16 protein-coding genes are annotated in these 19,171 nt (G+C 67.0%); 13 read left to right on the top strand and 3 right to left on the bottom strand.

Annotated elements, in window-relative coordinates:
* Nucleotides 1–296: 296 nt before the first annotated feature.
* The 4 genes from CBM2586_RS01205 to CBM2586_RS01220 all read left to right on the top strand — a co-directional run bounded on the left by CBM2586_RS01205 (nucleotide 297) and on the right by CBM2586_RS01220 (nucleotide 5,196).
* The gene (locus tag CBM2586_RS01205; protein WP_115663227.1) at nucleotides 297–1,628 is read left to right on the top strand and encodes an aspartate aminotransferase family protein; all 1,332 of its coding nucleotides are present in this window, start codon (nucleotides 297–299) and stop codon (nucleotides 1,626–1,628) included.
* Nucleotides 1,629–1,739: 111 nt separating this feature from the next.
* On the top strand, nucleotides 1,740–3,257 hold the full coding sequence (locus tag CBM2586_RS01210) for a CoA-acylating methylmalonate-semialdehyde dehydrogenase (RefSeq protein ID WP_115663226.1): 1,518 nt from the start codon (nucleotides 1,740–1,742) through the stop codon (nucleotides 3,255–3,257).
* A 16-nt stretch (nucleotides 3,258–3,273) separates the two neighbouring features.
* Nucleotides 3,274–3,624: a VOC family protein gene (locus CBM2586_RS01215; RefSeq protein WP_115663225.1), complete on the top strand. Its 351-nt coding sequence runs from the start codon at nucleotides 3,274–3,276 to the stop codon at nucleotides 3,622–3,624.
* Nucleotides 3,625–3,798: 174 nt separating this feature from the next.
* Nucleotides 3,799–5,196 (top strand): amino acid permease, encoded by a 1,398-nt coding sequence (locus CBM2586_RS01220; protein WP_115686663.1) that lies wholly within the window; start codon nucleotides 3,799–3,801, stop codon nucleotides 5,194–5,196.
* 3 nt (nucleotides 5,197–5,199) lie between these two features.
* Here CBM2586_RS01220 and CBM2586_RS01225 read toward each other — a convergent pair whose 3' ends face one another.
* A complete protein-coding gene (locus CBM2586_RS01225; protein ID WP_115663223.1) occupies nucleotides 5,200–6,609 on the bottom strand; it encodes a PLP-dependent aminotransferase family protein in 1,410 nt (469 codons plus the stop codon).
* A 201-nt stretch (nucleotides 6,610–6,810) separates the two neighbouring features.
* Here CBM2586_RS01225 and CBM2586_RS01230 point away from each other — a divergent pair, with 201 nt between their 5' ends.
* The 5 genes from CBM2586_RS01230 (at nucleotide 6,811) to CBM2586_RS01250 (ending at nucleotide 12,703) form a co-directional block, all read left to right on the top strand.
* Nucleotides 6,811–7,158, top strand: a complete 348-nt coding sequence (locus CBM2586_RS01230; protein ID WP_115663222.1) for a DUF2917 domain-containing protein — start codon at nucleotides 6,811–6,813, stop codon at nucleotides 7,156–7,158.
* Between the two features lie 270 nt (nucleotides 7,159–7,428).
* Nucleotides 7,429–10,728, top strand: coding sequence for a fused isobutyryl-CoA mutase/GTPase IcmF (gene icmF / locus CBM2586_RS01235; RefSeq protein WP_172587048.1), 3,300 nt, complete (start codon nucleotides 7,429–7,431; stop codon nucleotides 10,726–10,728).
* A 133-nt stretch (nucleotides 10,729–10,861) separates the two neighbouring features.
* The gene (locus CBM2586_RS01240) at nucleotides 10,862–11,299 is read left to right on the top strand and encodes an HIT family protein (RefSeq protein ID WP_115663221.1); all 438 of its coding nucleotides are present in this window, start codon (nucleotides 10,862–10,864) and stop codon (nucleotides 11,297–11,299) included.
* Between the two features lie 41 nt (nucleotides 11,300–11,340).
* Nucleotides 11,341–12,195, top strand: a complete 855-nt coding sequence (locus CBM2586_RS01245) for a 3-hydroxybutyryl-CoA dehydrogenase (protein WP_115686664.1) — start codon at nucleotides 11,341–11,343, stop codon at nucleotides 12,193–12,195.
* Between the two features lie 181 nt (nucleotides 12,196–12,376).
* Nucleotides 12,377–12,703, top strand: coding sequence for a hypothetical protein (locus CBM2586_RS01250; protein ID WP_115663219.1), 327 nt, complete (start codon nucleotides 12,377–12,379; stop codon nucleotides 12,701–12,703).
* Nucleotides 12,704–12,740: 37 nt separating this feature from the next.
* Here CBM2586_RS01250 and CBM2586_RS01255 read toward each other — a convergent pair whose 3' ends face one another.
* Together CBM2586_RS01255 and CBM2586_RS01260 are read right to left on the bottom strand one after the other, a co-directional pair.
* Nucleotides 12,741–13,163, bottom strand: coding sequence for a DUF3293 domain-containing protein (locus CBM2586_RS01255; RefSeq protein WP_115663218.1), 423 nt, complete (start codon nucleotides 13,161–13,163; stop codon nucleotides 12,741–12,743).
* 1 nt (nucleotide 13,164) lies between these two features.
* Nucleotides 13,165–13,833 (bottom strand): Crp/Fnr family transcriptional regulator, encoded by a 669-nt coding sequence (locus CBM2586_RS01260; protein ID WP_012351564.1) that lies wholly within the window; start codon nucleotides 13,831–13,833, stop codon nucleotides 13,165–13,167.
* Nucleotides 13,834–14,113: 280 nt separating this feature from the next.
* Between CBM2586_RS01260 and CBM2586_RS01265 the strand changes: the two genes are divergently transcribed.
* From CBM2586_RS01265 to CBM2586_RS01280, 4 genes are all read left to right on the top strand, one after another.
* Entirely contained in the window at nucleotides 14,114–16,072 is a 1,959-nt protein-coding gene (locus CBM2586_RS01265; RefSeq protein WP_115663217.1) for an AMP-dependent synthetase/ligase, read from the top strand.
* A gap of 22 nt (nucleotides 16,073–16,094) precedes the next feature.
* Nucleotides 16,095–17,054 (top strand): ABC transporter ATP-binding protein, encoded by a 960-nt coding sequence (locus tag CBM2586_RS01270; protein WP_115663216.1) that lies wholly within the window; start codon nucleotides 16,095–16,097, stop codon nucleotides 17,052–17,054.
* A gap of 84 nt (nucleotides 17,055–17,138) precedes the next feature.
* Nucleotides 17,139–18,053 carry a branched-chain amino acid ABC transporter permease gene (locus CBM2586_RS01275; protein ID WP_029046687.1) on the top strand — a complete coding sequence of 305 codons (915 nt, stop codon included), beginning with the start codon at nucleotides 17,139–17,141 and terminating at the stop codon, nucleotides 18,051–18,053.
* 24 nt (nucleotides 18,054–18,077) lie between these two features.
* Complete coding sequence (locus CBM2586_RS01280; RefSeq protein WP_115663215.1) at nucleotides 18,078–19,154, top strand: branched-chain amino acid ABC transporter permease; 1,077 nt, start codon at nucleotides 18,078–18,080, stop codon at nucleotides 19,152–19,154.
* Nucleotides 19,155–19,171: the final 17 nt, after the last annotated feature.

Consider the following 19,171-nt stretch of genomic DNA (forward strand, 5'->3'; position numbering starts at 1 on the left):
GTACAGTTTAACGGCTGCCGGCCGACGCGCGGACCCGGGCATTCCGTCACGCGAACCTTGCCGCAGTGCAGCGTGCAATGCCGCGCCGCGGCAGGGGCGGGGCGCGGCGACGTCGTCCGGAGCGGTGCGGTTCGAGCGCTTGCCTGTACGGTCTGGCGTGATCAAACTGTACGGTAAGGCGCGCTTGTCCGGACTGTATATTTTGTCGGCCAGTCGCCGCCGGTAGAGTGGCCTTCATCGCCGCCGCTGCCCCTGGCGCGGCGCCGCCCACTGACCCGATTCCCCCAGGAGAACGTATGGACGCCGCCAAGACCGTGATTCCCGATCTCGATGCGCTGTGGATGCCCTTCACCGCCAACCGCCAGTACAAGGCGGCGCCGCGCCTGCTGGCGTCGGCCAGCGGCATGTACTACACCACCCACGACGGCCGCCAGATCCTGGACGGTTGCGCCGGCCTGTGGTGCGTGGCGGCCGGCCACTGCCGCAAGGAAATCGCCGAGGCGGTGGCACGCCAGGCGGCCACGCTGGACTATGCGCCGCCGTTCCAGATGGGCCATCCGCTCTCGTTCGAGGCCGCCACCAAGGTGGCGGCGATCATGCCGCAGGGGCTGGATCGCATCTTCTTCACCAACTCGGGCTCGGAGTCGGTCGACACCGCGCTGAAGATCGCGCTGGCGTACCACCGCGCGCGCGGCGAAGGCCAGCGCACGCGCTTTATCGGCCGCGAGCGCGGCTACCACGGCGTTGGCTTCGGCGGCATGGCGGTGGGCGGCATCGGGCCGAACCGCAAGGCCTTCTCGGCCAACCTGATGCCGGGCACCGACCACCTGCCGGCCACGCTCAACCTTGCCGAGGCCGCCTTCTCCAAGGGTCAGCCGCAATGGGGGGCGCATCTGGCCGACGAGCTCGAGCGCATCCTGGCGCTGCATGACCCGGCCAACGTTGCCGCGGTCATCGTCGAGCCGCTGGCGGGCTCCGCCGGCGTGCTGGTGCCGCCGGTCGGCTACCTCGAAAAGCTGCGCGAGATCACCAGCCGCCACGGCATCCTGCTGATCTTCGATGAGGTCATCACCGCCTTCGGCCGCCTCGGCGCGGCCACCGCGGCCGAGCGCTTCAAGGTGACGCCGGACCTGATCACCATGGCCAAGGCCATCAACAACGCCGCAGTGCCGATGGGCGCCGTCGCCGTGCGCCGCGAAGTGCATGACGCCGTGGTCAACTCGGCCGCGCCGGGAACGATCGAACTGCTGCACGGCTATACCTACTCGGGCCACCCGGTTGCCGCGGCGGCGACGATCGCCACGCTGGACCTGTACCAGCGCGAGAACCTGTTCGGCCGCGCCGCCGAACTGGCGCCGGTGTTTGAAGCGGCGGCGCACGGCGTGCGCGGCGCGCCGCACGTCAAGGACATCCGCAACTACGGGCTGGTGGCCGGCATCGAGCTGGAATCGCGTCCGGGCCAGCCGGGCGCGCGCGCCTACGAGGCCTTCCTCAAGTGCCTGGAGCTAGGCGTGCTGGTGCGCTACACCGGCGACATCCTGGCGTTCTCGCCGCCACTGATCATCTCCGAAGCGCAGATCGGCGAGATGTTCGATACGGTGAAGAAAGTGCTGCAGGACATCAAGTAAGCGGCGCGCGCCGCATCGCCTTGCCGCCGGGCCCACGGGCCCGGCCTCTCTCTCTGATTGCACGCCGGGGTGCGCTGTACTGCGTGCCGCGGCTCTCGAAGGAAGTCCCAAGTGAGCATCGCAGAAAACCGGCAACTGGCCGAAATCCATCATTTCATCGGCGGCGCCGTGCGCCGCGCCGGCGGCCAGCGCCAGGCCGACGTATTCAACCCCGCCACCGGCGAGGTTTCCGCGCGCGTGGCGCTGGGCACCGCGCAGGACGTGGCCGACGCCGTCGCCGCCGCCAGGGCCGCCTTCCCGGCCTGGGCCGACACCCCGCCGCTGCGCCGCGCGCGCATCCTGTTCAAGTTCAAGGAGCTGCTGGACCAGCACCACGACGACCTCGCCGCGCTGATCACGCGCGAGCACGGCAAGGTGTTCTCGGACGCGAAGGGCGAAGTCACGCGCGGCATCGAGGTGGTGGAGTTCGCCTGCGGCATTCCCAACCTGCTCAAGACCGATTTCACCGACAACATCGGCGGCGGCATCGACAACTGGAACCTGCGCCAGCCGCTGGGCGTGGTGGCCGGCATCACGCCGTTCAACTTCCCGGTGATGGTGCCGATGTGGATGTTCCCGGTGGCGCTGGCGTGCGGCAATACCTTCGTGCTCAAGCCCTCGGAGCGCGACCCGTCGCCGAGCCTGCTGATCGCCGACCTGCTGCGCCAGGCCGGGCTGCCCGACGGCGTGTTCAACGTGGTGCAGGGCGACAAGGAGGCGGTCGACGCGCTGCTGGCGCACCCGGACGTGCAGGCGCTGTCGTTCGTCGGCTCGACGCCGATCGCCGAATACATCTACACGGAAGGGACCAGGCACGGCAAGCGCGTGCAGGCGCTGGGCGGCGCCAAGAACCACCTGGTGGTGATGCCCGATGCGGACCTGGACCAGGCCGTCGATGCGCTGATCGGCGCCGCCTATGGCTCGGCCGGCGAGCGCTGCATGGCGATCTCGGTGGCGGTGGCGGTGGGCGACGTCGCCGACCAGCTGGTGCCGCGCCTGGCCGAACGCGCGCGCGCGCTGAAGATCCGCAACGGCATGGAGAGCGATGCCGAGATGGGCCCGCTGGTGACCGGCGCGCACAAGGCCAAGGTCGAGGGCTATATCGCCCGGGGCGTGGAAGAGGGCGCGACGCTGGTGACCGATGGCCGCGGCCACCAGGTCGATGGGCACGAGCACGGCTTCTACGTCGGCGGCACGCTGTTCGACCACGTCACGCCGGAGATGACGATCTACAAGGAAGAGATCTTCGGCCCGGTGCTGTCGGTGGTGCGCGTGCACGACTTTGCCGAGGCGGTGGCGCTGATCAACGCGCACGAGTACGGCAACGGCGTGTCTTGCTACACCAGCGACGGCGGCATCGCGCGCGCGTTCGCGCGGCAGATCCAGGTGGGCATGGTCGGCATCAACGTGCCGATCCCGGTGCCGATGGCGTGGCATTCGTTCGGCGGCTGGAAGCGCTCGCTGTTCGGCGACCACCATGCCTATGGCGAAGAGGGCGTGCGCTTCTACACGCGCTACAAGAGCGTGATGCAGCGCTGGCCGGACTCGATCGCCAAGGGCGCCGAGTTCACCATGCCGGTGGCGAAATGACCAGCGGAGCGCCGGCGTGAAGGTAAACCGCATCGTCGCCAACATCGTCACCGCCGATCCCGGCCTGGCCCGCGCCTTCTACCAGGAGGTGCTGGGCCTGGACCTGCTGATGGACCACGGCTGGATCCGCACCTACGGCAGCGATGGCACGGCGCGGACCCAGGTCAGCTTTGCCGTGGAAGGCGGCAACGGCACTCCCGTGCCCGCGCTGTCGATCGAGGTCGACGATGTCGACGAGGCCCACCGCCGCATGTTGGCCGCCGGCTTTGCCGTGGAATACGGCCCGGCCGACGAGCCGTGGGGTGTGCGCCGCTTCTTCGTGCGCGACCCGTTCGGGCAACTGGTCAACATCCTCGCGCACGCCTGAGCGCGGGGTTTGCCTGCCGTCAGTGCCGGCCTGGCCGGGCTTTCCTATCATTCCTGCAACGCGGTGGCCGGGCGCAAGTGATGTATGCGTCCGGCCAGCGGCGTACACTAGCGCCCTTTTTCCCGGGCCCGCGCGTTGCCGCGGCGGGCCCGGCCACCGTTGCAGGGAGTCTGAATGAGCTTGTTCCGCACCAAGGACATCGACGCGATGCTGGCCGTCGCGCGCGATGACGGCCTGAAAAAAGTGCTGGGTCCGGTCGACCTGGTGCTGATGGGCATCGGCGCCATCATCGGCACCGGCATTTTCGTGCTGACCGGCACCGGCGCGCTGACCGCCGGGCCGGCGCTGACGGTGTCGTTCGTGATCGCAGCGCTGGCGTGCGGCTTTGCCGCGCTGTGCTACGCGGAATTCGCCTCGGCGATCCCGGTGTCGGGCTCGATCTACACCTACAGCTACGCCACGCTGGGCGAAATCGTCGCGTGGATGATCGGCTGGGACCTGTTGCTGGAATACGGGCTGGCCACCTCGGCGGTGTCGGTGGGCTGGTCGGGCTATTTCCAGTCGCTGATGGCGGGCTTCGGCATCAAGCTGCCGGCGGCGCTGAGCGCGGCGCCGGGCTCGGTGCCAGGCGTGCACACCGTGCTGAACCTGCCGGCGTGCCTGATCATGCTGGCCATCACCTGGGTGGTGTCCTACGGCGTGCGCGAGTCCGCGCGCGTCAACAACCTGATGGTGGCGGTAAAGATCGGCGTGGTGCTGCTGTTTATCGCGGTGGGCGTGTGGCACGTGCAGCCGGCCAACTGGCAGCCGTTCGCGCCGTTCGGCTTTACCGGCATCTTCAATGCGGCGGCGCTGGTGTTCTTCGCCTTTATCGGCTTCGATGCCGTGACCTCGGCCGCGGAAGAAGTGCGCAACCCGCGCCGCGACCTGCCGATCGGCATCATCGGCTCGCTCGCGGTCTGCACCGTGCTGTACGTGGTGGTGGCGGCGATCATGACCGGCATCGTGCCGTTCGCGAAGTTCGCCGGCGTGGACCACCCGGTCTCGCTGGCGCTGCAGTTCGCCGGGCAGAACTGGGTGGCGGGCTTTGTCGACCTCGGCGCGATCCTCGGCATGACCACGGTGATCCTGGTGATGACCTACGGCCAGACCCGCGTGATCTTCGCCATGTCGCGCGACGGCCTGCTGCCCGAGCGGCTGTCGTCGGTGCATCCGGTGCATGCCACGCCGTATTTCGCCACCTGGACCGTCGGCCTGGTGTTTGCCGCGATTGCCGCATTCGTGCCGCTGAACGTGCTGGCCGAGCTGATCAACATCGGCACGCTGGCGGCCTTTACGCTGATCTCGGTGGCGGTGCTGGTGCTGCGCAAGACCCGGCCAGAGCTGCCGCGCGCGTTCCGCTGCCCGGGCGTGCCGGTGGTGCCGCTGCTGTCGATCGGCTTCTGCCTGTTCCTGATGGCACACCTGCAGGCGCTGACCTGGGCCGCCTTCCTGGTGTGGCTGGTGCTGGGGCTGGTGATCTACTTCGCCTATGCGCGGCGCAATGCCGTGCTGCATAACCACGGCGGCTGAGCCTCAGCGCGCGCCGCGCTCCGCGGCCGCCTTCATGAAGGCCACCGCGCGCGGCTCATTGGCATAGGCGGCGTTGATGCGGATCCACGCCGAGGTCTCGCCGCCCGGGCGGAAGTAGTTGCCCGGCGCCAGTGTCACGCCAAACTGCTCGCCCAGCGTCACCAGCTCGCGCGAATCCTCGATACCCGGCGGGCGCGCCCACAGGAAGTTGCCGCCGGAAGGCTGGCAGAACACCTCCCAGCCGTTGCCGTGCAACTGGCGCACCGCGTTGGCGACGGCCTCGCGCACGCGCAGTCGCAGCCGCTCCACGTACTTGCGGTAGCCGCCGCGCTCCAGCAGCGCCGCGGTCACCGCTTCGGCAAAGTGCGAGCCGGCCACGCTGGTCAGCACCTTCACGTCGACCAGGTCCTTGACCAGCGCCTTGTCGGCCACCAGGTAGCCGATCCGCAGCGATGCCGACACCGTCTTGGAAAAGCCGCCGATGTAGATCACGTGCTCGAGCTGGTCGAGCGTGGCCAGCCGGTCGGTGAAGTGGGTCTGGAAGTCCGAGAAGATATCGTCCTCGACGAAGCGGAAGCCATGGCGGCGCGCCAGCTCGAGCAGCCGGAACGCCACCGGCGGCGCCAGGGTCGAGCCGGTCGGGTTCTGCAACACGCTGTTGGTGAAGAACAGCTTGGGCTTGTGCTGGCGCAGCAGCGCCTCGGTGGCGTCCGGATCGGGGCCGTCGGGCGTGTGCGGCACGCCCACCAGTTGCACCCCGTGCAGGCGCAGCAGCCCGAACAGGTTGTAGTAGCCGGGATCTTCGACGAACACCGTGTCGCCTGGCTTGAGCAGGTGGCGCACCACCAGGTCGAGCGCCTGGCTGGCGCCGGTGGTGATCAGCACCTGCGGCAGCTCCGCCGCAATGCCCAGCTGGCGCACCCGCAGCAGCACCTGACGGCGCAGCTCCGGATGGCCCATCGGCGTGGCGTAGTGGATCACGCTGTCGATCTCGTTGCGCGAGATCGCGCGGATCGCCTGGGTCAGGCCCTCCACGTCGCGCCAGTTCTCGGGGACGAAGCCGCCCGCCAGCTTGAGCGTGCCGCTGGGGTGGTTGAACTGCTCCAGGATATGGTCGGACAGGTCCTCGGCCAGGCTGGGGTCCGACCAGCCGCGCGCCGAGCGTCCCGCCAGCGGACTGTCCGCCACATAGAAACCTGAGCCCTGCCGCGAATCGAGCAGCCCCTGCGACACCAGCCGGTCATAGGCTTCGATCACCGGGAAGCGGCTGATGCCGTTCTCGGCCGCCAGCTGCCGGATCGACGGCAGCCGCGCGCCGGGGCGCGCCTCGCGGTTGCCGATCCACGCCTTCACGCCTTCGACGATCTGCTCGGTCAGTGGAATTCCGGTGGAAGCATCTAAGATGAGTTTCATGGGCGATACCGCCGGGGAGGGGCGCGGGCAGGCAACTGTCAGGAAAAACTACTGAACAGTTCATCGAAAACTGTTCACAACTGTACATGGGATTGTAGTGAGGGATGCGAATAATGGAAGCGTGGCGGAGAAGGGCGCCGGCATCCCCGTCCAGGGTGTTGCGGCAGCCGCGATGACCGCCGGGCTGACAAGGAGTGCAACATGCGCGAACTACGGACTTTCGAACTGGACCAACCCGGACTGCCGGTGAGCTGGCGCGCCGGTCACGGGCAGACCGTCTGCGCGGTGGCGGGCAAGCTGTGGGTGACGGTGGAAGGCCATCCCAACGATATCTGGCTGGAACCGGGCCAGGAACTGGCGCTGCCGGAGGGCTATCGCGTCTGGCTGTCCGGCGATGGCGCGGGGGCACGCTTCACGCTGGCGCAGACCCCGGCGCCGTGGTCGATGCAGCGGCTGGCCGCGTGGCTGCGCGCGCTGCGGCATCGGGTGGACGAGCACAGCACCGATGCATTCGGCGAATGCCCGCGGATATGGGCGCTGTGCCGGTGAGTCGGCCGGCGCCGGCAGTCAGCCAGGATGCGATGCAAAGGCCACCGGCAAGGTGGCCTTTTGTTTGTCCGCGGCCCGCGGACACCTACTCTATAAGGACGCCGGCACCCCGCCGTCCGGGTTCCGCCCCATTGATTTACGTTAACGTCAACGTCATACAATCGATCCGCCCCGACCCCGGGGCGCAGCCCGCGCGTTGGCAGCCAAGCCGGCACAGAACGGCGCCGGCGCACGCCGCGGTCGCAGCCAAGACCCGACACGGTGGAGACAATGACCGACCTTTCCGATGTCCATGATGTGCGCCGCGGCGCGCCCCAGCCCAAGCCGGTGCAGCCAGGCACCGGCCCGGCCAACAAGGTGCGCTTCGTCACTGCGGCGTCGCTGTTCGACGGCCACGATGCCTCGATCAACATCATGCGCCGCATCCTCCAGTCGCACGGCTGCGAGGTGGTCCACCTCGGCCACAACCGTTCGGTCGAGGAGATCGTGACCGCGGCGCTGCAGGAAGACGCGCAGGGGATTGCGATTTCCAGCTACCAGGGCGGCCATGTCGAGTACTTCAAGTACATGGTGGACCTGCTGCGCGACAAGGGCGGCGCGCACGTGCAGGTCTTCGGCGGTGGCGGCGGCGTGATCGTGCCCGACGAGATCTGCGAGCTGCAGGCCTACGGCGTGGCTCGCATCTACAGCCCCGAGGACGGCCAGCGCATGGGCCTGGCCGGCATGATTGCCGACATGGTGCAGCGCTGCGACATCGACCTGTCGCGTTACGCGCCCGCCTCGCTCGATGCGGTTGCCGCCGGCGACCGCCGCGCGCTGGCGCAGCTGATCACCGCGCTCGAGAACGGCAAGGCCGATGCGGCGCTGGTGGCGGCGATGCATGCGCAGGCGCAGCAGGCATCGATTCCCGTGCTCGGCATCACCGGCACCGGCGGCGCCGGAAAATCGTCATTGACCGACGAACTGATCCGCCGCTTCCGGCTGGACCAGCAGGATGCGCTGTCGATCGCCGTGATCTCGATCGACCCGTCGCGGCGCAAGTCCGGCGGCGCGCTGCTGGGCGACCGCATCCGCATGAACGCGATCAACCATCCGCGCATCTTCATGCGCTCGATGGCAACGCGCGAGGCGGGCTCCGAGATCTCGCAGGCGCTGCCCGACGCGATTGCCGCGTGCAAGGTGGCGGGCTTCGACCTGGTGATCGTCGAGACCTCCGGCATCGGCCAGGGCGACGCCGCGATCGTGCCGCACGTGGACCTGTCGCTGTACGTGATGACGCCCGAGTTCGGCGCCGCCAGCCAGCTCGAGAAGATCGACATGCTCGACTTCGCCGACTTCGTCGCCATCAACAAGTTCGACCGCAAGGGCGCGCAGGATGCCTGGCGCGACGTGGCCAAGCAGGTCCAGCGCAACCGCGAGCAATGGCACGGCAAGCCGGAGGACATGCCGGTGTATGGCACGCAGGCGTCGCGCTTTAACGACGACGGCGTCACCATGCTGTACCAGGGCCTGCGTGAGGCGCTGGCCCGACACGGCCTGAAGGTGAAGGCGGGCGCGCTGCCGGTCCTGGCAGGGCGCATCTCCACCGGCCAGAACGTGATCGTGCCGCCGGCACGCAGCCGCTACCTCGCCGAGCTGGCCGACACCGTGCGCGGCTACCACCGCCGCGTCGCCGAGCAGAGCCGCATCGCGCGCGAGCGCCAGCAGCTGCGCGAATCCGGCCGCATGCTGCGCGCCGCGCAGGGCCAGGGCGATGTCGGCGCCGCGCTCGACGCACTGGCCGCGGAGCGCGACAGCGCGCTGGGCCAGGTCGAGCGCAAGCTGCTGGCGATGTGGCCGCAGATGCGCGAAGCCTACAGCGGCGACGAATACGTGGTGAAGATCCGCGACCGCGAGATCCGCACCGGGCTGGTCACCACCACGCTGTCGGGCACCAAGGTGCGCAAGGTAGTGCTGCCGCGCTTCGAGGACGACGGCGAGGTGCTGAAGTGGCTGATGCGCGAGAACGTGCCCGGCAGCTTCCCGTACACCGCCGGGGTGTTCGCCTTCAAGCGCGAGAACGAAGACCCCACCCGCATGTTCGCCGGCGAGGGCGATGCCTTCCGCACCAACCGGCGCTTCAAGCTGGTGTCCGAGGGCATGGACGCCAAGCGCCTGTCGACCGCGTTCGACTCGGTCACGCTGTATGGCGAAGACCCGCATGTGCGCCCCGACATCTACGGCAAGGTGGGCAACTCGGGCGTGTCGATCGCCACGCTCGATGACATGAAGGTGCTGTACGACGGCTTCGACCTGACCAGCCCGAGCACCTCGGTGTCGATGACCATCAACGGCCCGGCGCCGACCATCCTGGCGATGTTCATGAACACCGCCATCGACCAGCAGCTCGACAAGTTCCGCGCCGACAACGGCCGCGACCCGAGCGCCGACGAAGAGGCCAAGATCCGCGCGTGGGTGCTGCAGAACGTGCGCGGCACGGTGCAGGCCGATATCCTCAAAGAAGACCAGGGCCAGAACACCTGCATCTTCTCCACCGAGTTTTCGCTCAAGGTGATGGGCGATATCCAGGAGTACTTCGTGCACCACCAGGTGCGCAACTTCTACTCGGTGTCGATCTCGGGCTACCACATCGCCGAGGCCGGCGCCAACCCGATCTCGCAGCTCGCCTTCACGTTGTCCAATGGCTTCACCTATGTGGAGGCCTACCTGGCGCGCGGCATGCACATCGACGACTTCGCGCCCAACCTGTCGTTCTTCTTCTCCAACGGCATGGACCCCGAGTACAGCGTGCTGGGCCGCGTCGCGCGCCGCATCTGGGCCGTGACCATGCGCGACAAGTACGGCGCCAACGAGCGCAGCCAGAAGCTCAAGTACCACATCCAGACCTCGGGCCGCTCGCTGCACGCGCAGGAGATCGACTTCAACGACATCCGTACCACGCTGCAGGCGCTGATCGCGATCTACGACAACTGCAACTCGCTGCACACCAATGCCTACGACGAGGCCATCACCACGCCCACCGGCGAATCGGTGCGCCGCGCCTTGGCCATCCAGCTGATCATCAACCGCGAATGGGGCGTGGCGAAGTGCGAGAACCCCAACCAGGGCAGCTTCCTGATCGAGGAGCTGACCGACCTGGTGGAAGAAGCGGTGCTGCAGGAGTTCGAGCGCATCGCGGAGCGCGGCGGCGTGCTCGGCGCGATGGAGACCGGCTACCAGCGCGGCAAGATCCAGGAGGAATCGCTTTACTACGAGCAGCTCAAGCACGACGGCACGCTGCCGCTGATAGGCGTGAACACCTTCCGCAATCCCGAAGGCGATCCGGTGCCGCAGAAGCTGGAGCTGGCGCGCTCCAGCGAGGCCGAGAAGCAGAGCCAGCTCGACCGCCTGCAGTCATTCCAGCAGGCGCATGCCGGCGAAGCGCCGGCGATGCTACAGCGGATGCGCCAGGCGGTGATCGACAACCAGAACGTGTTCGCGGTGCTGATGGATGCGGTGCGGGTCTGCTCGCTGGGGCAGATCACGCATGCGCTGTTCGAGGTGGGCGGGCAATACCGGCGCAATATGTAGACCCGGATCCACGCGCTGACCGGTAATCGCGCAGGGCGGCCGCAGTAAGGGCCGCCCTGCGTTACACTCGAATGCTGCGCCGCACCGTAGCGCCTGGCGGCAACAAAACCCGAGACAACCGCAACACAAGACCATGGATACCCAGTACAGCCCGAACAACATCTTTGCCAAGATCCTGCGCGGCGAAATGCCATGCATCAAGGTGTACGAGGACGACGACACCATCGCCTTCATGGATATCATGCCGCAGGCCGACGGCCATACGCTGGTGGTGCCCAAGGAAGCCGCGGTCAACCTGTTCGACCTGTCGGAGCGCGGCGCCCAGGCAGCCATCGTCGCCACCCAGCGCGTGGCGCGCGCGGTGCGCGCGGCCTTCAGCCCGGACGGCATCTCGATCGGCCAGTTCAACGGCGCCGCGGCGGGCCAGACCGTGCCGCACGTCCATTTCCACATCGTGCCGCGCTACAACGACCAGGCGCTGCGCGGGCACGCGCGCGACATGCAGGAGCCGGAAGTGCTCAAGGGCCATGCCGAACGCATCATCGCCGCGCTGGCCAAGCAGCCAGGCTGACACCACACATCGATAAACAACACCAGACAGAGGAAGAGAAGATGGCAATCAGGACAGTAGGCATCGTCGGTGCGGGCACCATGGGCAATGGCATCGCCCAGGCCTGCGCGGTCGTGGGACTGAATGTGGTGATGGTCGACATCAGCGACGCCGCCGTGCAGAAGGGCGTGGCCACGGTGTCCGGCAGCCTGGACCGGCTGATCAAGAAAGAAAAGCTGACCGAGGCGCAGAAGGCCGACGCGCTGGCGCGGATCCAGGGCAGCACGTCGTATGACGATCTCAAGGCTGCCGACATCGTGATCGAGGCCGCCACCGAGAACTACGACCTCAAGATCAAGATCCTCAAGCAGATCGACGGCATCGTCGGCGACAACGTGATCATCGCGTCGAACACCTCGTCGATCTCGATCACCAAGCTCGCCGCCATGACCGCGCGCGCCGACCGCTTCATCGGCATGCACTTCTTCAACCCGGTGCCGGTGATGGCCCTGGTCGAACTGATCCGCGGCCTGCAGACCAGCGACGCCACCCACGCCGCGGTCGAAGCGCTGGCCAGGGAACTGGGCAAGTACCCGATCACGGTCAAGAACAGCCCGGGCTTCGTCGTCAACCGCATCCTGTGCCCGATGATCAACGAAGCCTTCTGCGTGCTGGGCGAAGGCCTGGCCTCGCCGGAAGAGATCGACGAGGGCATGAAACTGGGCTGCAACCACCCGATCGGGCCGCTGGCGCTGGCCGACATGATCGGCCTGGACACCATGCTGGCGGTGATGGAAGTGCTGTACACCGAGTTCGCCGATCCGAAGTACCGCCCGGCGATGCTGATGCGCGAGATGGTGGCCGCGGGCTACCTGGGGCGCAAGACGGGGCGGGGGGTGTACGTGTATAGCAAGTAAATCAGACCGGTACTGCCGCGTGCACCGGCGGCCGCCTTCGGGCGGCCGCTGTCTTTTTTGTCGCCGGCGCTGGTTCCGTTCAATCCCGCTTACACCGCGTTATATGCCGAAACAATCCGCCGCATCTGGTAACAGGAATGCGCGGTAGAGTGCACCCATTCCGTTTACGACAACACCGCATATGGCTCACCCGGTTCTTTTTGCAGCGCTGCTCGCTGGCATCATGTCCCTGTTGGCTGCGCGTTCGGCGATGGCGCATGTGGATGTAGGCGTGCATATCGGCGCACCGGTCTATGTCGCGCCGGCGCCGGTCTATGTGGCGCCACCGCCTCCCGTGGTGTATGCGCCGCGCTATCACGGCTGGCATGGCGACCGCTATTGGGATGGCCGGCGCTGGTATGGGCGCCACGAATGGCGCGGCCGGCACCATCACCACCGCCATCACCACTATCGCCACCACGGCCATGGGTATCGTGGTCATCACGGCCATCGCGGCCACGGGCACTGATCCTGGCGACGGCGCTGGCGGGGCCGGGTCGGCCCGGTCAGCGCAACAGTACCAGTCGCGGCACCGCGTCGGCGCCGCTCCAGACCACGGCGTTCTGCTGGTAGGCCTGGCCGAGGGCGCGAGCATCGGCCAGCGACAGCCCGGGCACCAGGAAGCTTGGTTCGGCGGGCCAGCCATTATCGGGATGTTCGCCGGCGGCTTCGATCGTGCGCCGTCCCAGCGCACCCAGTTCCTGAGCCAGTGCCTGTTGCCGGCGCAGGTTGGCGGCATCGTCGCAGCGCTGGCTGAACGGGTTGGCCGCCGTGATGAAGGCGCTGCAGTCCACCCCCAGCGCGCGCTGCAGCGCGGCCAGCGCGGCGCTGGGCTGGTCGATGCGCAAGGTCATGGGCGTGTCGCCCAGCACCCGGTAGTGCGTTTCGCGATACGCCCGCAGGGTCTCGGCGTCGATGGCGCTGGCCACCTTACTCTCCGTACTGCCGCAGTCCGTCGAGGTCCAGCACCTCGATCACGCCGTAGTCCACCCGCACCAGCCCCTGCTGTTCCAGCACCTTCAGCGCCTGGTTGGCGCGCTGGCGCGAGATGCCGGCGAGCAGGCCGATTTCTTCCTGCGAGATTTCCAGCGTCTTGCCGATGCCCGGATACAGGTGCTCGTTGAATAGTGACGACACCGCGCGCGCCACGCGCGAGTCGATGTCGAGCAGCCGCTCATATTCCACCGCCGCGATGAACTGCCCCAGGCGCTCGTTGAACTGCGTCAGCAGGAAGCGCGTGAACGGCAGGCTGGTATCCAGCAGCCACTGAAAAGTGTCGCGCGGCAGGAAGGCGATGGTCGAGCGGCGCAGCGCCATCACGTCGTACTTGCGGATCTCCGACTTCAGCACCGCGCCTTCGCCGAACCAGCCGCCGGTGGGCACGCCGGTGAAGGTGACCGACTTGCCCGACGGCGACACCGTGGTGATCTTGACGATCCCTTCAAGCACGCCCAGCCAGTGCTCGGCCTTGTCGCCCTTGTGGCAGACGTAGTCGCCCTGGCTGTACTCGTGCACGAACATGGCGCGGCGCACGCGCTCGCGCTGCTCGGGGCTCAGGTCTGCGGCCCACACGCAGCGGTCGACAAAATCGTTCAGCATGGCCTCGCGGAAGCTCCGGTAGGGATTAACCCGGAATTGTCACCGGCGTGACAACCGGGGTTGTTGGCATGGGCTATCGTACGATCACAACGGAACCGCGGGTGCCACAAGGGACACGCCGGGAAGGCAGCAGACGCTTCTCCCGGCCCCTGAACACAAGGCACAGACGGGCTTGATGCGATGCGGCAGATGCCGCCGGGCAAAGCAAGCCAAGTATAACGACCGGACCGGCGCTTGACACCGGGCGTGGACCCCCACGCCGGAGGGACAGGAGACAGCGATGCAGGAATCGTCGGCGACGACCTTCCCGCGATGGCTGCTGGCGCACGCCCAGCAGCGGCCGGAGCATCCGGCCTATCGCGAGAAGGATCTCGGCATCTGGCAGACATACAGCTGGGCCCAGGCGGCACAGCAGGTGAGGGCGCTGGCATGTGGTCTGGCCGCGCTCGGCTTCAAGCGTGGCATGAACCTGGCGGTGGTGGGCGACAACCGTCCGCGCCTGTACTGGGCCATGACCGCGGCGCAGGCGTTGGGCGGCGTGCCGGTGCCGCTGTACCAGGACGCCATCGCCAACGAGATGGTCTACGTGCTCAATGATGCGGAAATCGAGTTCGCCATCGTCGAGGACCAGGAGCAGGTCGACAAGCTGCTCGAAGTCGAGGCGCAGCTGGCAGAATCGGGCCGCACCGTGCGCCACGTCATCTTCGAAGACCCGCGCGGGCTGCTCGACTACGACCATCCCTCGCTGATGTCGTACCAGCGCCTGCAGGAACTGGGGCGCGAGTTCGACCAGGCCCATCCTGGCTTCTATGACGAGGCCATCGCTGCCGGGCAGCCCGACGACACCGCCATCATCCTCTATACCTCGGGCACCACCGGCAAGCCCAAGGGCGTGTGCCATTCGCACCATGGCCTGATCGGCTCGGCGCGCAACGGCTGCGCCTTCGACAAGCTCGACGCCGATGACGACGTGCTGTCCTACCTGCCGATGGCGTGGGTCGGCGACAACCTGTTCTCGTATGCGCAGGCGATGGTGGCGGGCTTTACGGTGAACTGCCCGGAATCGCGCGAAACGGTGATGACCGACCTGCGCGAGATCGGCCCCACCTACTACTTCGCGCCGCCGCGCATCTACGAAGGCCTGCTGACGCAGGTGATGATCCGCATGGAGGATGCCGGCTGGATCAAGCGCAAGCTGTTCCACTGGGCCATGGACGTGGCGCGCCGCTGCGGCACTGACATCCTCGACGGCCAGCCGGTGTCGGCGGTGGAGCGCGCGCGCTATGCGCTGGGCGAAGCGCTGGTCTACGGCCCGCTGCGCAACGTGCTGGGCATGAGCCGCATCCGCGTGGCCTATACCGCGGGCGAGGCCATCGGCCCGGACCTGTTCCGCTTCTACCGCTCGATCGGCGTGAACCTGAAGCAGTTCTACGGCCAGACCGAGACCTGCGCCTATGTGTGCCTGCAGCCCGACGGCAAGGTCAAGTTCGATTCCGTCGGACCCGCCGCGCCGGGCATGGAAATCCGCATCGCCGACAACGGCGAGGTGCTGGTGCGCGGCGTGGGCCTGCTCAAGTCCTACTACAAGCGCGAGGATGCCACGCGCGAGGCCATCAACGACGAGGGCTACTTCATGACCGGCGACGCCGGCGTGATCGACGCCGACGGCCACCTGAAGATCATCGACCGCGCCAAGGACGTGGGCAAGCTGGCCGATGGCTCGATGTTCGCGCCCAAGTACATCGAGAACAAGCTCAAGTTTTTCCCGTACATCAAGGAAGCGGTGGCCTTCGGCAGCGGCCGCGACCAGGTCTGCGCCTTCATCAATATCGACTTCGAGGCAGTGGGCAACTGGGCCGAGCGCCGCCACCTGCCGTACGCGGGCTATGTCGACCTGGCCGCGCAGCCGGACGTGCTCGAGATGATCGGCGAATGCGTGAACCAGGTGAATGCGGACCTTGCCAACGACCCGATGCTGGCGGGATCGCAGATCGCGCGCTTCCTGGTGCTGCACAAGGAGCTGGATCCGGACGACGACGAGCTGACCCGCACGCGCAAGGTACGGCGCGGCTTTATCGCGGAGAAGTACGGCGTGCTGGTCGACGCGCTCTATGCGGGCAAGTCCGAGCAGTTCATCGAGACGCGCGTCAAGTTTGAAGACGGGCGCGAGGGCAGCGTGTCGGCCACGCTGAAGCTGGTCGATGCCAGGCGGCTGCCGGTAGCGGCGCGCGCGGCATAAGAGCACAGGTGGAGGCAGCAAGATGACACAAGTGGCCTGGCAAGGCGCCGGCAAGCGCGAATGGGCGGCGGCACGCACCGATGCGAGCGGCGCCGGCAGTGGCGGTGCGATGGCGCCGGCAGGACCGTTGCCCCCGGCGGGGCTGGTGGATGACAGCGGGATGCATCCCGGCATCCGCCATGAACAGCGCACCGGCGCGCAGGCGCGCACCGGCGGCGAGGTGATCCTGGACCTGCAGCACATCTCGCTGTCGTTCGGCGGGGTCAAGGCGCTGACCGATATCTCGTTCGACGTGTGCGAGCACGAGGTGCGCGCCATCATCGGCCCGAACGGAGCCGGCAAGAGTTCGATGCTGAACGTGATCAACGGCGTCTACCACCCGCAGCAGGGGCGCATCGTGTTCCGCGGCGAGGAACGCAAGCAGATGCACCCGACCGCCGCGGCGCGCCAGGGCATTGCGCGCACGTTCCAGAACATCGCGCTGTTCAAGGGCATGACGGTGCTGGACAACATCATGACCGGTCGCAACACGCAGTTCCGCACCTCGTGGTTTGCGCACGCGCTGTGGTGGGGCCCGGCCCGCAACGAGGAAATGCGGCACCGGCAGAAGGTGGAGGAGGTGATCGACTTCCTCGAAATCCAGTCGATCCGCAAGACTCCGGTGGGGCGCCTGCCGTACGGCCTGCAGAAGCGCGTCGAGCTGGCGCGCGCGCTCGCCGCCGAGCCGTCGATGCTGCTGCTCGATGAGCCGATGGCCGGCATGAACGTGGAAGAGAAGCAGGACATGTGCCGCTTCATCCTCGATGTGAACCGGCAGTTCGGCACCACCATCGTGCTGATCGAGCACGACATGGGCGTGGTGATGGATATCTCCGACCGCGTGGTGGTGCTGGACTATGGCAAGAAGATCGGGGATGGCACGCCGGAGGAGGTGAAGGGCAATCCGGACGTGATCAAGGCGTATTTGGGAACATCGCACTGATTGTTTGCTCCCCTCTCCCGCGCGCGGGAGAGGGGAGCCGGACAGCGGTATTGGTAGACCAACAGATGCAAGCAAAGGCAAACCATGACGTTCTTCTTTGAAATCCTGCTCGGCGGCCTGCTGTCGGGACTGATGTACTCGCTGGTGGCGCTGGGCTTCGTGCTGATCTACAAGGCCTCGGGCGTGTTCAACTTTGCCCAGGGCGCGATGGTCTACTTTGCCGCGCTGGCGGTGGTGGGGCTGATGGACAAGGGCATGCCGATGTGGGCGGCGGTGATCGGCGCCTTCGTGGTGATGATCCTGGTCGGCATGAGCACTGAGCGCTTCGTGTTGCGCAAGCTGGTCAACCAGCCGCCGATCACGCTGTTCATGGCCACCATCGGGCTGTCGTTCTTCCTCGAAGGTCTGGGGCCGCTCTTGTTCGGCAATGAAGTGCGCCCGATCAACCTGGGCATCGTCGACGAGCCGATCGAATCGATCCTGACCAATTTCAACATCGTTATCTCCAAGTTCGACCTTGCCGCCGCGGCCATCGCTGGCGCGCTGGTGGGATCGCTGGCGCTGTTCTTCCAGTACACCAAGGTCGGCCGCGCGCTGCGCGCGGTGGCCGACGACCACCAGGCCGCGCTGTCGCTGGGCATCCCGCTGCAGAACATCTGGGCCATCGTATGGGGCGTGGCGGGCTTCGTCGCGCTGGTGGCGGGCATGCTGTGGGGCTCGCGCAATGGCGTGCAGTTCGCGCTGACGCTGACCGCGCTGAAGGCGCTGCCGGTGCTGATCCTGGGCGGTTTCACTTCGGTGCCCGGCGCCATCGTCGGCGGGCTGATCATCGGCGCCTCGGAGAAGCTGGCCGAGATCTATATCCCGCCGGTGTTCCAGTCGGTGTTTGGTGGCAATTTCGGCGGCATCGAAGGGTGGTTCCCGTACGTGTTTGCCTTGCTGTTCCTGCTGGTGCGGCCCGAGGGGCTGTTCGGCGAGAAACATATCGATCGCGTCTGACCGACTTCGCACAGGAGAGTTGCCATGTTCTATCGTGAGGCCGGCCAGTTCAAGACCAGCTACGTCACCGACAGCCAGATCTTCCCGATCCGCCAGGACCGCATCGGCTTTGCCGTGCTGATGGCGATCGCCTTCGTGGCGGTCCCGTTCATCGGGTCGGAATACTGGTTCTCGGCGATCCTGATCCCGTTCCTGATCTTCTCGCTGGCGGCGCTGGGGCTGAATATCCTGACCGGCTATGCCGGCCAGCTGTCGCTGGGCACCGCGGCCTTCATGGCGGTGGGCGCGTATGCGGCCTACAACTTCCAGCTGCGCATCGAAGGCATGCCGGTGCTGCTGACGTTTATCCTGGCGGGCCTGTCGGCGGCGATGGTGGGCGTGGCGTTCGGCCTGCCGTCGCTGCGCATCAAGGGCTTCTACCTGGCGGTGGCGACGCTGGCGGCGCAGTTCTTCGTGGTGTGGGCGCTGACCAAGTTTCCCTGGTTCTCCAACAACAGCTCGTCGGGCGTGATCACGGCGCAGCGGCTGGACCTGTTCGGCTTCGCCATCGACACCCCGGTGAAGAAGTACCTGTTCGTGCTGGCGATCGTCACGGTGCTGGCGCTGGCGGCCAAGAACATGGTGCGCTCGGCCACCGGCCGCGCCTGGATGTCGGTGCGCGACATGGACGTGGCGGCGGAGGTCATCGGCATTCCGCTGATGCGCACCAAGCTGCTGGCATTCGCGGTCAGCTCGTTCTACTGCGGCGTGGCCGGCGCGCTGTACGCGTTCTGCTACCTGGGCTCGGTCGAGCCGGACGGATTCTCGCTGGACCTGTCGTTCCGCGTGCTGTTCATGATCATCATCGGCGGCGTGGGCAGCATCATGGGCTCGTTCCTGGGCGCGGCCTTCATCCTGCTGTTGCCGATCTTCCTGGACAACGTGCTGCCGCCGCTGGCATCGCTGCTGCACCTGCCCTTTACCAATGCCACCGTGTCGCACATCCAGCTGATGGTGTTCGGCGGGCTGATCATCTTCTTCCTGATCGTCGAGCCGCACGGACTGGCCCGTCTGTGGCAGATCGCCAAGGAGAAGCTGAGGCTGTGGCCGTTCCCGCACTGACGGAGCGGGGTTCCCGA

It is taken from the genome of Cupriavidus taiwanensis, assembly GCF_900250115.1.
GTDB lineage: Bacteria > Pseudomonadota > Gammaproteobacteria > Burkholderiales > Burkholderiaceae > Cupriavidus > Cupriavidus taiwanensis_B.

What these genes read in the sequence shown, in the direction of transcription:
- CBM2586_RS01205 (WP_115663227.1), top strand. Translation starts at nt 297, where the DNA reads ATGGACGCCGCCAAGACCGTGATTCCCGATCTCGATGCGCTGTGGATG.
- CBM2586_RS01220 (WP_115686663.1), top strand. Translation starts at nt 3,799, where the DNA reads ATGAGCTTGTTCCGCACCAAGGACATCGACGCGATGCTGGCCGTCGCG.
- CBM2586_RS01225 (WP_115663223.1), bottom strand. Translation starts at nt 6,609, where the DNA reads ATGAAACTCATCTTAGATGCTTCCACCGGAATTCCACTGACCGAGCAG.
- CBM2586_RS01230 (WP_115663222.1), top strand. Translation starts at nt 6,811, where the DNA reads ATGCGCGAACTACGGACTTTCGAACTGGACCAACCCGGACTGCCGGTG.
- icmF (WP_172587048.1), top strand. Translation starts at nt 7,429, where the DNA reads ATGACCGACCTTTCCGATGTCCATGATGTGCGCCGCGGCGCGCCCCAG.
- CBM2586_RS01240 (WP_115663221.1), top strand. Translation starts at nt 10,862, where the DNA reads ATGGATACCCAGTACAGCCCGAACAACATCTTTGCCAAGATCCTGCGC.
- CBM2586_RS01245 (WP_115686664.1), top strand. Translation starts at nt 11,341, where the DNA reads ATGGCAATCAGGACAGTAGGCATCGTCGGTGCGGGCACCATGGGCAAT.
- CBM2586_RS01250 (WP_115663219.1), top strand. Translation starts at nt 12,377, where the DNA reads ATGGCTCACCCGGTTCTTTTTGCAGCGCTGCTCGCTGGCATCATGTCC.
- CBM2586_RS01260 (WP_012351564.1), bottom strand. Translation starts at nt 13,833, where the DNA reads ATGCTGAACGATTTTGTCGACCGCTGCGTGTGGGCCGCAGACCTGAGC.
- CBM2586_RS01265 (WP_115663217.1), top strand. Translation starts at nt 14,114, where the DNA reads ATGCAGGAATCGTCGGCGACGACCTTCCCGCGATGGCTGCTGGCGCAC.
- CBM2586_RS01270 (WP_115663216.1), top strand. Translation starts at nt 16,095, where the DNA reads ATGACACAAGTGGCCTGGCAAGGCGCCGGCAAGCGCGAATGGGCGGCG.
- CBM2586_RS01275 (WP_029046687.1), top strand. Translation starts at nt 17,139, where the DNA reads ATGACGTTCTTCTTTGAAATCCTGCTCGGCGGCCTGCTGTCGGGACTG.
- CBM2586_RS01280 (WP_115663215.1), top strand. Translation starts at nt 18,078, where the DNA reads ATGTTCTATCGTGAGGCCGGCCAGTTCAAGACCAGCTACGTCACCGAC.